The 12,963-nt window shown below is 55.0% G+C and carries 12 protein-coding genes; 5 read left to right on the top strand and 7 right to left on the bottom strand.

Going from position 1 to position 12,963, the window contains the following annotated elements; all coding sequences use genetic code 11:
- Positions 1–19: 19 nt before the first annotated feature.
- Entirely contained in the window at positions 20–3,175 is a 3,156-nt protein-coding gene (gene oqxB / locus L370_RS05270) for a multidrug efflux RND transporter permease subunit OqxB (protein WP_023335531.1), read from the top strand.
- A gap of 64 nt (positions 3,176–3,239) precedes the next feature.
- Here the strand turns inward: oqxB and L370_RS05265 are convergent, their stop codons facing one another.
- Positions 3,240–3,719 carry an RrF2 family transcriptional regulator gene (locus L370_RS05265; protein WP_023335532.1) on the bottom strand — a complete coding sequence of 160 codons (480 nt, stop codon included), beginning with the start codon at positions 3,717–3,719 and terminating at the stop codon, positions 3,240–3,242.
- Positions 3,720–3,970: 251 nt separating this feature from the next.
- A complete protein-coding gene (locus L370_RS22960) occupies positions 3,971–4,519 on the bottom strand; it encodes a hypothetical protein (protein ID WP_023335533.1) in 549 nt (182 codons plus the stop codon).
- Positions 4,520–4,700: 181 nt separating this feature from the next.
- Here L370_RS22960 and L370_RS05260 point away from each other — a divergent pair, with 181 nt between their 5' ends.
- Together L370_RS05260 and L370_RS05255 are read left to right on the top strand one after the other, a co-directional pair.
- On the top strand, positions 4,701–5,126 hold the full coding sequence (locus tag L370_RS05260) for a VOC family protein (protein ID WP_023335534.1): 426 nt from the start codon (positions 4,701–4,703) through the stop codon (positions 5,124–5,126).
- A 170-nt stretch (positions 5,127–5,296) separates the two neighbouring features.
- Positions 5,297–7,012 carry a SulP family inorganic anion transporter gene (locus L370_RS05255; protein ID WP_023335535.1) on the top strand — a complete coding sequence of 572 codons (1,716 nt, stop codon included), beginning with the start codon at positions 5,297–5,299 and terminating at the stop codon, positions 7,010–7,012.
- Positions 7,013–7,052: 40 nt separating this feature from the next.
- On the opposite strand, the gene dmsD is transcribed toward L370_RS05255, so the two are convergent.
- From dmsD to L370_RS05240, 3 genes are all read right to left on the bottom strand, one after another.
- Complete coding sequence (dmsD, locus tag L370_RS05250) at positions 7,053–7,667, bottom strand: Tat proofreading chaperone DmsD (RefSeq protein WP_023335536.1); 615 nt, start codon at positions 7,665–7,667, stop codon at positions 7,053–7,055.
- 92 nt (positions 7,668–7,759) lie between these two features.
- Positions 7,760–10,198 carry a selenate/tellurate reductase subunit YnfE gene (gene ynfE / locus L370_RS05245; protein WP_023335537.1) on the bottom strand — a complete coding sequence of 813 codons (2,439 nt, stop codon included), beginning with the start codon at positions 10,196–10,198 and terminating at the stop codon, positions 7,760–7,762.
- A 132-nt stretch (positions 10,199–10,330) separates the two neighbouring features.
- The gene (locus tag L370_RS05240) at positions 10,331–10,597 is read right to left on the bottom strand and encodes a DUF1161 domain-containing protein (RefSeq protein WP_023335538.1); all 267 of its coding nucleotides are present in this window, start codon (positions 10,595–10,597) and stop codon (positions 10,331–10,333) included.
- Between the two features lie 104 nt (positions 10,598–10,701).
- On the opposite strand from L370_RS05240, the gene L370_RS05235 reads away from it, so the two are divergent.
- On the top strand, positions 10,702–11,412 hold the full coding sequence (locus L370_RS05235; RefSeq protein ID WP_032638185.1) for a YnfC family lipoprotein: 711 nt from the start codon (positions 10,702–10,704) through the stop codon (positions 11,410–11,412).
- Positions 11,413–11,563: 151 nt separating this feature from the next.
- Here L370_RS05235 and speG read toward each other — a convergent pair whose 3' ends face one another.
- Positions 11,564–12,124 carry a spermidine N1-acetyltransferase gene (speG, locus tag L370_RS05230; protein ID WP_023335540.1) on the bottom strand — a complete coding sequence of 187 codons (561 nt, stop codon included), beginning with the start codon at positions 12,122–12,124 and terminating at the stop codon, positions 11,564–11,566.
- On the bottom strand, positions 12,124–12,462 hold the full coding sequence (locus L370_RS05225) for a DUF1283 family protein (RefSeq protein WP_023335541.1): 339 nt from the start codon (positions 12,460–12,462) through the stop codon (positions 12,124–12,126). The genes speG and L370_RS05225 overlap by 1 nt, the downstream gene beginning before the upstream one ends.
- Before the next feature lie 151 nt (positions 12,463–12,613).
- Here L370_RS05225 and L370_RS05220 point away from each other — a divergent pair, with 151 nt between their 5' ends.
- Entirely contained in the window at positions 12,614–12,940 is a 327-nt protein-coding gene (locus tag L370_RS05220; protein ID WP_021241222.1) for a YnfA family protein, read from the top strand.
- Positions 12,941–12,963 lie beyond the last annotated feature (23 nt).

The raw sequence follows: 12,963 nt of genomic DNA on the forward strand, positions 1-12,963 counted from the left end.
TGACCTGAGAATCCAACCCATGGACTTTTCCCGCTTTTTCATCGACAGGCCGATCTTTGCCGCGGTCCTGTCGATTCTGATTTTTATCACAGGGTTAATCGCCATCCCGCTGCTGCCGGTGAGCGAATATCCTGACGTCGTACCGCCAAGCGTGCAGGTGCGCGCGGAGTACCCGGGTGCCAACCCGAAAGTGATTGCCGAGACCGTGGCGACGCCGCTGGAAGAGGCGATCAACGGCGTTGAGAACATGATGTACATGAAGTCCGTCGCGGGTTCCGATGGCGTGCTGGTGACCACCGTCACCTTCCGTCCGGGAACCGACCCGGATCAGGCGCAGGTGCAGGTGCAAAACCGCGTTGCGCAGGCCGAAGCGCGTCTGCCGGAGGACGTGCGGCGTCTGGGGATTACCACCCAGAAACAGTCCCCGACGCTGACGCTGGTGGTGCATCTGTTTTCGCCTAACGGCAAGTACGACTCCCTGTATATGCGTAACTACGCCACGCTGAAGGTAAAAGACGAGCTGGCGCGCCTGCCCGGCGTCGGCCAGATCCAGATTTTCGGCTCGGGTGAATACGCAATGCGCGTCTGGCTGGATCCGAACAAGGTGGCGGCCCGCGGGCTGACCGCGTCGGACGTGATTACGGCGATGCAGGAGCAGAACGTGCAGGTGTCTGCCGGGCAGCTTGGCGCCGAGCCGCTGCCGAAAGAGAGCGATTTCCTGATCTCCATTAACGCCCAGGGGCGTCTGCACACCGAAGAAGAGTTTGGCAATATTGTCCTGAAAACGACGCAGGACGGTACGGTCGTCCGCCTGCGCGACGTGGCGCGTATCGAAATGGGGTCCGGCAGCTATGCGCTGCGTTCCCAGCTGAACAATAAAGACGCGGTCGGGATTGGTATCTTCCAGTCGCCGGGGGCGAACGCCATTGATTTGTCTAACGCGGTGCGTGCGAAAATGGACGAACTGTCCACGCGCTTCCCGGCGGACATGAAGTGGGCGGCACCTTACGATCCGACCGTTTTCGTGCGCGACTCCATCCGTGCGGTGGTGCAAACGCTGCTGGAAGCGGTGGTGCTGGTGGTGCTGGTGGTGATCCTGTTCCTGCAAACCTGGCGTGCGTCGATCATTCCGCTGATCGCGGTGCCGGTTTCGGTGGTGGGTACCTTCAGCATTCTCTACCTGCTGGGCTTCTCGCTGAATACCCTGAGCTTGTTCGGGCTGGTGCTGGCCATCGGCATCGTAGTGGACGACGCCATCGTGGTGGTGGAAAACGTCGAGCGAAATATCGAAGAGGGGCTTGCTCCGCTTGCGGCGGCGCATCAGGCGATGCGCGAAGTGTCCGGGCCAATTATCGCCATCGCGCTGGTGCTGTGCGCGGTGTTTGTACCGATGGCGTTTCTCTCGGGCGTTACCGGGCAGTTCTACAAGCAGTTTGCGGTGACGATTGCGATTTCCACGGTCATCTCCGCAATTAACTCGCTGACGCTCTCCCCGGCGCTGGCGGCACTGCTGTTAAAACCGCACGGCGCGCCGAAAGATTTCCCGACCCGGCTTATCGACCGTCTGTTCGGCTGGATTTTCCGTCCGTTTAACCGCTTTTTCCACCGTAGCTCGAACGGCTATCAGGGGCTGGTGGGCAAAACGCTGGGCCGACGCGGCGCGGTATTTGTGGTGTATCTGCTGCTGCTCTGTGCCGCAGGCGTGATGTTTAAAGCGGTCCCCGGCGGGTTTATTCCGACGCAGGACAAGCTGTATCTGATTGGCGGCGTGAAAATGCCGGAAGGTTCGTCGCTGGCGCGCACAGACGCGGTGATCCGCAAAATGAGCGAAATCGGGATGAATACCGAAGGCGTGGACTACGCGGTGGCGTTCCCGGGGCTGAACGCGCTGCAGTTCACCAATACGCCGAATACCGGGACGGTCTTCTTCGGCCTGAAGCCGTTCGACCAGCGTAAACATACTGCGGCGGAAATTAACGCGGAGATCAACGCGAAAATCGCGCAAATTCAGGAAGGCTTTGGCTTCTCCATTCTGCCGCCGCCGATTTTAGGGCTGGGTCAGGGGTCGGGCTATTCCCTGTACATTCAGGATCGCGGCGGTCTGGGCTATGGCGCGCTGCAAAACGCGGTGAACACCATGTCCGGCGCGATTATGCAGACGCCGGGAATGCACTTCCCGATCTCAACCTACCAGGCTAACGTTCCGCAGCTGGACGTGCAGGTCGACCGCGATAAGGCGAAAGCGCAGGGCGTGTTGCTGACCGATCTTTTCGGTACGCTGCAAACCTATCTGGGCTCGTCGTACGTCAATGACTTCAACCAGTTCGGGCGCACCTGGCGCGTGATGGCGCAGGCCGACGGGCAGTTCCGCGACAGCGTGGAAGATATTGCGAATCTGCGCACCCGTAACAGCCAGGGCGAAATGGTGCCGATTGGCAGCATGGTGAAAATCACGACCACCTACGGGCCAGATCCGGTGATCCGCTACAACGGCTACCCGGCGGCGGACCTCATTGGCGATGCCGACCCGCGCGTGCTCTCGTCTGCGCAGGCGATGACCCAACTGGACGCGATGTCTAAGCAGATCCTGCCGAACGGGATGAACATTGAATGGACCGATCTGAGCTTCCAGCAGGCCACGCAGGGGAATACGGCGCTGATCGTCTTCCCGGTCGCGGTGCTGCTGGCGTTCCTGGTGCTGGCGGCGCTGTATGAAAGCTGGACGCTGCCGCTGGCGGTGATCCTCATCGTGCCGATGACCCTGCTCTCCGCGCTGTTTGGCGTCTGGCTGACCGGTGGCGATAACAACGTGTTCGTGCAGGTGGGGCTGGTGGTTCTGATGGGGCTGGCCTGTAAAAACGCGATTCTTATCGTGGAGTTTGCCCGCGAGCTGGAAATTCAGGGCAAAGGCATCATGGAAGCCGCGCTGGAGGCGTGCCGCCTGCGTTTACGCCCGATTGTGATGACCTCGATTGCCTTTATTGCCGGGACCATACCGCTGATCCTCGGCCACGGCGCGGGCGCAGAAGTGCGTGGCGTCACCGGGATCACGGTCTTCTCCGGGATGCTGGGCGTGACGCTGTTTGGTCTGTTCCTGACGCCGGTGTTTTACGTGACGCTGCGTAAGTTCGTGACGCGCGGCAAAAAAGCGGAAAGGGACGTTCTGCCTGCGTAGGAATGCTGCAGATAATAAAAAACCGCCTTCATAGCAAGGCGGTTTTTTTTGCACTCAAGTGAAGTTAAAGGGCTTCTTTATACTTGGCGATAAGTTCAGGCACCGGATCGCAGCCGCTGGTATCGGCTTTTTTCACTTCTTCCAGCGCGCTTGCCACGGTATGGCGGGCTAATACCGCTAACGACGCCTGCTCAGCTTCTTCGGAGATAGACTTGAAGTACCAGCAGGCGTTAGCGCTGACTACGCAGCGGGCCGGTACGTCAGGGCGCGATGCCCACAGCTTTTTATCTTCAATGACGGAAAGGTAGATATCGCGCAGGGTGATCTCTTCCGCCGGGCGTCCAAGATGAATCGAGCCGTTACGGCCAAGGGTTGAGACGATAATGCCGTCACGCGTGAGAGGAACCATTAGTTTGCGGATGAAGCTCGGGTTTGCTTCCAGACCGTAGGCCAGAATCGCACTCGTCGAACGTTCACCCAATTGCTCCGCCATTGCTACGCTGAGAACCATCTGCAAAGCTGTCGGGAAGCGGTAATCTAACATTTTTGTATCCTGGGTTGCGGTGAATCTTGTTCTTTTTGGCACCGCAGAGGTGAATAAGCAATAAACAACAATATAACAAATACGGTAATTATTTTGAAGCAATCTGCGGCATTTGCGATCAAACCCCCTGTTCTGATTTAGCTAAACGTGCGGTACGGGAAGTCAACCGTCACCACGACTTCTGCTGAAGTGCTCACCTCAGCGGACGTTTCGCAGCTCACGGGGAAGCGGGTGATAGCCCGAAGTCGGATTTATCTAAAGCTCCATTGTGCTGTAATGACAAACACAGAGGGGATGATTAGCCCCACATCCATTCCAAAATAAGAGGTAAAATTATACTGGAACCCATGATAAATGTACGGAGAGAATCCTATCCCTGTGACTTTTTTAAAATCATGGTATGAACCATGGTCGCCACAATCATCGAATGTATCAAAGAAAAATTCACCTACATATCCATAGATTCCCTTAAAAACCCAACCGTTATCCCATCCAGCCCAGTCTCTTCTCACGCCGGCAGCCAGACATCTGTCATTAAAGCTGTTTTTCATTGTGCCTAGCACAACACTGTATTTCGACGAATCCGAGAATTTCCTCTCCACGGATACAAACTTATTTTCAAAGTTCTCTGTGTATTGTCCGTGATTATGCGTCAGATGATAAACGTATGAGCCAGTGTTTATTGAATACAGATTTATTTCATCTGCAGAGCAATGCAATGTAACCAGATAAAAACTTCCGCACCACAGCCATGCGGGATATCTTTTCCGATCCGTCTGCTTATGTGGAATATTCTCCATATTCGCTCACTTTGGCTAACGTACTGAAATTATAAGGCCTGCTCTACGGCCTTCAGCTGAACAAATTTTAGCATACATTCGGAAACGTGAGGTCTTCACGTCACGGGTTGGGGGGCTGAGATGACCTTACCCTCTCAGGTATAATGTTTGTTCAGATAAACGGCAAAGAGGATGTGACAAGATGCTGACATATATCACTATAGGTACAAATGACCTTCAGCGCGCCGTGGCGTTTTACGACGCTGTTTTTAACGTGCTCGGCTATTCACGTTTGCCCGCCTGGACAGAGGACTGGGCAATGTGGGGAGATAAAAATAATCCGGATGAGGGGTTCAGCTTCTGTATTTGTCCTCCTTTTGACCGACAACCCGCAACGGCGGGAAACGGAACAATGTTCGCATTCCATGCAGATAACGCTGACCTTGTCAGACGGTTTCATGCAGCAGGCCTCCTTGCGGGAGGGAAGAGTGAAGGCGAGCCAGGAACACGAACCGCGTACGGTCCCGATTTTTATGTTGCCTATCTGCGCGATCCTGACGGGCATAAGCTGGCATGCGTTTGCCAACATTATTCTCCTGAAGCCGATACGTTCACAGACGATGAATAGTCGCAAGCGGTAGTTTTGAACTAGGTTTAACACCAGTCAGAATAATAAATTAGTTGAAGTGTTATTAGATTCTGAACAGGGGCGGTCTTAATCCGGAGCATTTGAAAGCCAGAACCTCACTGAGAAGTGTGCCAACATTGCGTGGGTAATATTTATATCCGGAGAATAACGTGTTCGGAAAAGTTTTATTAAACTACATGCCAGGGTTACAAAATTTGTTAGCCTACGATAAAAGCTGGCTGAAACAGGATGTTAAAGCCGGGTTATCCGTGGCCGCTGTCGCGCTACCCGTTGCGATTGCTTATGCTGAGCTGGCGGGGGTTGGGGCAATCGTGGGGCTCTATTCCTGCGTTTTACCGATGATAGCGTATGCACTGTTTGGTTCTTCACGTCAGCTTATTGTCGGGCCTGATGCCACGACCTGCGCGGTGATCGCGGCCGTCGTCTTTCCTCTTTCTGCGGGTAATCCCGAACTGCACTGGCAGCTGACAATCATCATGACATTGATGATGGGCGGGTGGTGCCTGCTTGCCAGTAAGTTTCGCCTGGGCGCACTTGCCGATCTGCTTTCTCATCCCATTCTTACGGGGTTGCTTAATGGCGTAGCCGTGACGATTATTGTCGGGCAATTAGGCAAGGTTTTGGGGATCACGCTAGATGAAGCGCAGGTTATTGAAAAAATAATGGCCTTGCCAGGCCGACTTTCGGAAAGCCATTTATTAACCGTAGGGATATCACTCTTAACGTTAATTATTTTAATGGTTATCAAAACGTATCGTAGCCACTGGCCAGCACCGTTGATTGCCATTGTGATGACAACGGTACTGGTGTGGGCGACGTCTGCGCAGCAGTATGGTATTGCCACTATTGGGGGGAGTGGCTTCCAGTCAGGTTTACCCGTCGTTAACTGGGGGGCGTTCCAGCCCGGTCCGATGCGTGATTTAGTGATCCCGGCGCTGAACCTGGCGTTGGTCAGTTTTGTGAGTCTGATGCTGACCGCCCGCAGTTTCGCCGCGAAAAATGGGTACGAAATTAATGCTGATGCAGAGTTCCGAGCGCTGGGTATTGCGAACATTATGTCTGGGTTATCACAGGGGTTTGCTATCAGTGGAGCCGATTCCAGGACCGCGGTTAATGACTCAGTGGGTGGAAAAAGTCAGCTGGTTTCCATAGTTGCAGCCTTACTCATCGGTATCGTCGTGGTGTTTTTCACTCAGCCATTACAGTTTATTCCGGTATCTGCATTAGGTATCGTTCTAATGTATGCCTCGTGGTCATTGATTGATTTACGCGGGTTATGGAACCTGAGGCGCAGAAATAAACAGGCGTTTCGCCTGGCCTTCTTCACGTTTGGCTGTGTGTTAATTATCGGCGTTATCCAGGGCATCGGCCTTGCGGTGTTGCTTGGCCTGTTACAGTTCCTTCGTACAGTGTTTCGCCCCTCTGAGCATTTGCTGGGTACTGACGAAGAGGGAATGATTCACTCACTAGGTAATACAACCGATATTAAAATGGTCCCTGGCGTGCTGATGTATCGATTTAACTCACCGTTGACCTATTTTAATGTGGCTTATTTTAAACGTCGGGTATTGAACCTGGTTGATGGTGCCGCATTACAACCTAAATGGGTGGTCATTGATGCCGTTGCTTGCTTCACCTATTCAGACATCAGCGTTCTGGCAACCATTAATGAGTTAAAACGTGACCTGAAAGGTCGACAGATTAAATTAATCCTTGCGGGCAGGAAAACGGAATTAACCCGCTGGTTTAAAGAGAGTCGGCCAACAATGAATGATGATGACATGATTCTGGCACCGGATCTCTATCTGGCACTTCGGTTCATTCAAAGCAAAGAGAGTGCGAGTGAATCAGGTGGAGAGGTATAAGCTATAGGCTTGCCCGCCACCGGCGAGCAAGCCACGTCCCTTAGCGATACAGCGTTTTTTCCGCAACCGGAATAAGCAGCCCGGATCGCCAGTCCGCGAGCGTCAGCTGCGCAAGCTTACCCAGCGCGGTATAAAACGGATGCCCGGCGTTGTCGACAAACACCGACAGGAAACGGGTGCTCCACGGCAGCAGGTGCCACGCCAGAAGCTGAGCGCACTCCGCTTCGCGGCCATTCTCGGCCAGCCACGCGGCCAGCAGCAGCAAAGTACCGAAATGATCTTCCGGTTCATTCTGCTGCATCTCAAACGCGATATTGTTCTCCCGCATCCACTGGCGCAGCGCGAGGGTGGAGTCACCAAACAATACGGATTCACGGTCCAGCCAGACGGAACCCCACGGCGGAGCGGGCAGGGCATAAGGGCCGATAAACAGACGTTGCCAGGCGTCCGTCAGCGGCTCATCGCAAGATGAGGCAAACGTATCGGCAACGGGCTGCAGCGTTTCCGCTGGCAGGGGCCAGTCCTGAACCCATTCGCCAGCGGTGAGCGCTTTCACCAGCGGCGCGGCCTGCTCGCTGTCGGGAGCGAAGTAAAACAGCGCGCCCAGCACCCGGGCGCTGAACGCGAACGATTCACGATGTGAGACGTCTTTCATTAAACCTTCCTTGCTCGCGCGGATGATGCCCGCGCGACTGTGTTAACCGATAATACTGACCACAGCATAAACCAGGGTCTCGTGTTTCACTTCTACACCTTCTCAATCTGCACCAGATTGGTGTGCTGCGGGTTGCCTTTTGCCAGCGGAGAAGGTCGATGGGTCGTCAGCGTGTTGATGCAGGAGCCGTGGTCGATACGATCGCCACTCATATTGGCATCGTGCCAGGCGCCCTGGCCCATGGCGCTCACGCCGGGCATGATGCGCGGCGTCACTTTCGCTTCAATTCGCACCTCACCGCGATCGTTAAAGACGCGCACCGTATCGCCGTTCTTAATGCCGCGTTTTTCGGCATCGACAGGATTAAGCCAAACCTCCTGGCGGCAGGCCGCTTTTAGCACGTCGACGTTACCGTAGCTTGAGTGGGTACGAGCTTTGAAGTGGAAACCGAACAGCTGCAGCGGGAACTGCGCGCGCTCGGGGGCATCCCAGCCGTCAAAGGTCGAGGCGTAGACGGGCAGAGGGCTGATGGTCTCATCTTTTTCCAGCTCCCAGGTGGACGCAATCTCCGCCAGCTTGCTGGAGTATATTTCAATCTTGCCCGATGGCGTTTTCAACGGATTGGCTTCCGGGTTCTCGCGGAATTTTTTATAGGCCACAAAGTGTCCGTTCGGATCCTTACGCTTATAAATGCCCATTTTTTTCAGTTCGTCATAGGACGGCAGCTGAGGATCTTTTTCGAGCATTTTGGCATACAGGTACTGCAGCCACTGCTCCTGCGTGCGTCCCTCGGTGAATTTCTGATGGATATCCGGCCCGAGGCGTTTTGCCACTTCGCTCATGATCCAGTAGATGGGCTTGCGCTCGAACTTCGGTGCGGTCACGGGCTGGAGGAAAATCAGGTAGCCCATGTTCCCGGCGTAATCGTTCGGAATGATGTCTTCCTGCTCGACGGTCATCAGGTCCGGCAGCAGGATATCGGCGTACTTCGCCGACGACGTCATGAAGTTGTCGATGACGACAATCATTTCGCACTTGCTCTCATCCTGCAGGATATCGTGGGTTTTATTGATATCGGAGTGCTGGTTGATGATGGTGTTGCCCGCGTAGTTCCAGATGAACTTAATCGGCACGTCCAGCTTATCCTTGCCGCGCACGCCGTCGCGCAGGGCGGTCATCTCCGGTCCGCGGGCGATGGCGTCCGTCCAGCTGAAGCAGGAGATTTGCGTTTTGACCGGGTTATCCGGCAGCGGCATACGTTCGATGGTGATGGTGTAGGTCGACTCGCGCGCGCCGCTGTTACCGCCGTTGATCCCCACGTTTCCAGTCAGAATAGGCAGCATCGCGATGGCGCGGGACGTCAGCTCACCGTTCGCCTGACGCTGTGGTCCCCAGCCCTGGCAGATGTAGGCCGGTTTCGCGGAGCCTATCTCGCGCGCAAGCTTAACGATGCGATCCGCTGGAATGCCGGTAATACGGGAAGCCCACTCAGGGGTTTTCGCCGTGCGATCATCCCCCAGGCCGAGAATATAGGCTTTGTAGTGACCGTTAGCGGGCGCGCCTTCCGGCAGCGTTTTTTCGTCATAGCCAACGCAGTATTTATCCAGGAACGGCTGGTCGACCAGGTTTTCGTCGATCAAGACCCAGGCGATCCCCGCCACCAGCGCGGCATCGGTACCCGGGCGGATCGGGATCCATTCATCTTCGCGCCCGGCTGCCGTATCGGTATAGCGCGGATCGATAACGATCATGCGCGCGTTGGACCGCTCGCGAGCCTGCTCCAGATAATAGGTAATCCCGCCGCCGCTCATGCGCGTTTCCGCCGGATTATTGCCGAACATCACCACCAGCCTGGTGTTTTCAATATCCGAGGTGCTGTTCCCGTCATTGCTGCCGTAGGTATAGGGCATGGCGCAGGCGATTTGCGCCGTGCTGTAGGTGCCGTAGTGGCTCAGGAAACCGCCGTAGCAGTTCATCAGGCGCGCCACCAGTGAAGCGTAAGGAGAGGAGCGGGTGATATTGCCGCCGACAATGCCGGAGGAGTAGTTAATATACACCGCTTCGTTGCCGTATTTGGCCACCACGTCTTTCAGGCTGGCGGTGATGATGTTCAGCGCCTCATCCCATGTGATGCGCTCGAACTTGCCTTCACCGCGTTTGCCCACGCGTTTCATCGGGTAGTTCAGACGGCCAGGATGGTTAATGCGACGGCGAATAGAGCGTCCGCGCAGGCAGGCGCGCACCTGATGGTTCCCGTAAATATCCTCGCCAGTGTTGTCCGTTTCGACCCAGTACACTTCGTCGTCGCGGACGTGCAGACGCAATGCGCAGCGGCTGCCGCAGTTGACCGAGCAGGCGCCCCACACCACTTTATCTTCAGCAGGCTGAACGGCATCTTTCACCGCCGCGGCGGCGCTTTTTAAACCAAAAGGAAGCGAGATCCCGCCAGCGGCAAGCGCCAGAGAACCTATAGCCGTAGATTTCACGAGAGTTCGGCGGCTAATACCGCCGTGATGATCGACCTCAGACATGGCTCACCCCAACATTGAGATTACGTATTATTTTTACCCGTGATTACAACCGGGCTAATGATGGGGTGAGTGTTACTTATTTGGGGGTATTAGATCTTAATCCTCATCAAATCAAAGGGGATTGAGGGTAAATTACTGGGCGTCAGCAGCCCCGTTGCCGGTTCGGGTGTACAAAATTTTAAAGGTGTCGTTGGCGCAGTGGCCCACCACCTGTGTGCCCGCCTGATCGGCCTGGTCGTTCGGCACAATGCTCAGCGTAAAACCCGATTCAGGCACGCCGTTGTTGATAATCTTCTGCTGAATGTCGCTTTTCACGCGTTCGCAGGAATCCGGTGCCGCCAGCGCGGCCGTTGAGGCACTCATTAACAGCAGGGCGGTAATCCAGGGTAACCGTTTCATTTGTAGCTCCTTGTCTCTGTGTGTAGATTAATTCTAGCAGGCTTCGTGTAAACAACTGTATTTGCTAATATGATTGGGAATAATCTCCCTGTACGGTAATAAATGTGAAGAAATACGCAGCGATAACGCTACTGGCAGCAGCACTGGTGGGGTGTGACAACAGCTCCACGCCGCTGTCGTTTACGCCCGAGATGGCGAGTTTTTCAAACGAGTTTGATTTTGATCCTCTGCGCGGACCGGTCAAAGACTTTACCCAGACGCTGTTCAATGAGAAGGGCGAAGTGTCCAAGCGGGTTACCGGCACCGTGTCGACGGAAGGGTGTTTCGATACGCTGGAGCTGCACGACCTGGAGGCCAACACCGGCGTGGCGCTGGTGCTGGATGCCAATTACTACCTTGATGCGGAAACTCAGCAGCGAAAAGTGAAGCTGCAGGGGAAATGCCAGCTGGCCGAACTGCCGTCAGCCGGGGTGACGTGGGATACCGACGACAACGGTTTTGTGGTGGCGGCGCACGGCAAAGAGATGGAAGTGAAGTATCGCTACGATGCGGATGGCTACCCGCTGGGCAAAACCACCGTCTCCGGCGATCGGCATCTCTCCGTCCAGTCAACGCCGTCTAAAGATGTTCGCAAAAGGATGGATTACACGGCAGTGAGTATGTTGAACGACAAGCCGATGGGCAACGTGAAGCAGAGCTGCGATTACGATCGACACAATAATCCGGTGAGCTGCGATCTGACGATCACGGACGACAGCGTCAAACCAGCCGTTGAGCACAAGTACACCATCAAAAACACGATTGAATATTATTGAGAGGAAAGTGCATTTTGTGCGTTTCGCCCGGCGGCGCTACGCTTGCACGGGCCTACAATGAAGCGTGCAACATATTGATATTCTTGCACCATGTAGGCCGGGTAAGCGCAGCGCCACCCGGCAAGAACGGCTCAATGGGGGGGCATTACTCTCACTGCGCGGTAGGTTTCAGCAGGCTGGCGCCTGACGGCTTGTGTCCGGCCAGGTGCTGATGCTGGAAGATACACATGCGAATGGTATTGCGGTATTCACCGTTGATAAAGAACTCGTGAATCAGCTCGCCTTCCACCATAAAGCCCAGCTTGCGGTAGATATGGATCGCTTTCTCGTTCTCTTTGTCCACAATCAGATAGAGCTTGTAGAGATTCAGAACGTTGAACCCGTAATCCATTGCCAGCTTCGCTGCCCGTGAGGCAAGGCCTTTCCCCTGATGCTCAGGGGAAATAATGATCTGAAACTCCGCCCGACGGTGAACATGGTTGATTTCTACCAGCTCCACCAGCCCGGCTTTTTCACCTTCACACTCCACCACAAAACGACGTTCGCTCTGATCGTGAATGTGCTTGTCGTAGAGATCCGACAGCTCGACAAAGGCCTCATAAGGCTCTTCGAACCAGTAACGCATCACGCTGGCGTTATTGTCGAGCTGGTGGACGAAGCGCAGGTCCTCACGCTCCAGCGGACGGAGCTTAACGTCACACGAAGCCGACATTACGGGGCTACCGTGCGGCCGGTGCGGCGATCCAGGCAGCGCAGGGTGTTAGGCTCCCAGTAGGCATTGACGTTCGCACTTTGCTGACACTTATCGCGCGCGTCAAAAGCGACATCTTCTTTGTCCCACTCTTTTTCAGCACGTTTGTTGACCTTCTGACGAAGGTTACGGGTGTCATTCCATTGTTCTTTGTCCATAGCGGCGTTCTGGCGGCTTTGCGCGCTGTCACCAGACTCAATAATGAGCTTGCTGGTTTCCGCTGTCGCAGAGGCGGCAAAGGCGAACGATGACAGCGCCAGCAGGGCTGTCAGACAAAGGCGTTTGCTTAATGTGGTCATAGCGTTTCCTTTTATATGGGTGCAGATAATCAAGTTACCCCGTACAGATTCTACACCAAAGCGAAATTACGGCATACCCGCGGGCAAGTATGGAAAAGTAAAGGGCATCATCAGGTATGATGTCTAAATAAATCCTCACCTGATGTGAAATATGCTTAAAACAACGCTGCTTTTTTTTGCTACCGCGCTATGCGAAATCATCGGCTGCTTCCTGCCCTGGCTCTGGCTGAAGAAGGGAGGGTCCGTATTGCTGCTCATTCCGGCAAGCGTTGCGCTGGCCCTGTTTGTCTGGCTGTTAACGCTGCATCCGGCTGCCAGCGGCCGCGTCTACGCCGCTTACGGTGGTGTCTATGTCTGCACGGCGCTGCTGTGGTTACGCGTGGTGGACGGCGTCAAGCTCAGCGCCTACGACTGGGCGGGCGCGCTGATTGCCCTGTGCGGAATGCTGATCATTGTGGCGGGATGGGGGCGGGCCTGAGCCCCCGGTTTTTGTGATCGTCA

Source organism: Enterobacter sp. MGH 24 (assembly GCF_000493015.1).
Classification (GTDB): domain Bacteria; phylum Pseudomonadota; class Gammaproteobacteria; order Enterobacterales; family Enterobacteriaceae; genus Enterobacter.

What these genes read in the sequence shown, in the direction of transcription:
- oqxB (WP_023335531.1), top strand. Translation starts at nt 20, where the DNA reads ATGGACTTTTCCCGCTTTTTCATCGACAGGCCGATCTTTGCCGCGGTC.
- L370_RS05265 (WP_023335532.1), bottom strand. Translation starts at nt 3,719, where the DNA reads ATGTTAGATTACCGCTTCCCGACAGCTTTGCAGATGGTTCTCAGCGTA.
- L370_RS22960 (WP_023335533.1), bottom strand. Translation starts at nt 4,519, where the DNA reads ATGGAGAATATTCCACATAAGCAGACGGATCGGAAAAGATATCCCGCA.
- L370_RS05260 (WP_023335534.1), top strand. Translation starts at nt 4,701, where the DNA reads ATGCTGACATATATCACTATAGGTACAAATGACCTTCAGCGCGCCGTG.
- dmsD (WP_023335536.1), bottom strand. Translation starts at nt 7,667, where the DNA reads ATGAAAGACGTCTCACATCGTGAATCGTTCGCGTTCAGCGCCCGGGTG.
- ynfE (WP_023335537.1), bottom strand. Translation starts at nt 10,198, where the DNA reads ATGTCTGAGGTCGATCATCACGGCGGTATTAGCCGCCGAACTCTCGTG.
- L370_RS05240 (WP_023335538.1), bottom strand. Translation starts at nt 10,597, where the DNA reads ATGAAACGGTTACCCTGGATTACCGCCCTGCTGTTAATGAGTGCCTCA.
- speG (WP_023335540.1), bottom strand. Translation starts at nt 12,124, where the DNA reads ATGTCGGCTTCGTGTGACGTTAAGCTCCGTCCGCTGGAGCGTGAGGAC.
- L370_RS05225 (WP_023335541.1), bottom strand. Translation starts at nt 12,462, where the DNA reads ATGACCACATTAAGCAAACGCCTTTGTCTGACAGCCCTGCTGGCGCTG.
- L370_RS05220 (WP_021241222.1), top strand. Translation starts at nt 12,614, where the DNA reads ATGCTTAAAACAACGCTGCTTTTTTTTGCTACCGCGCTATGCGAAATC.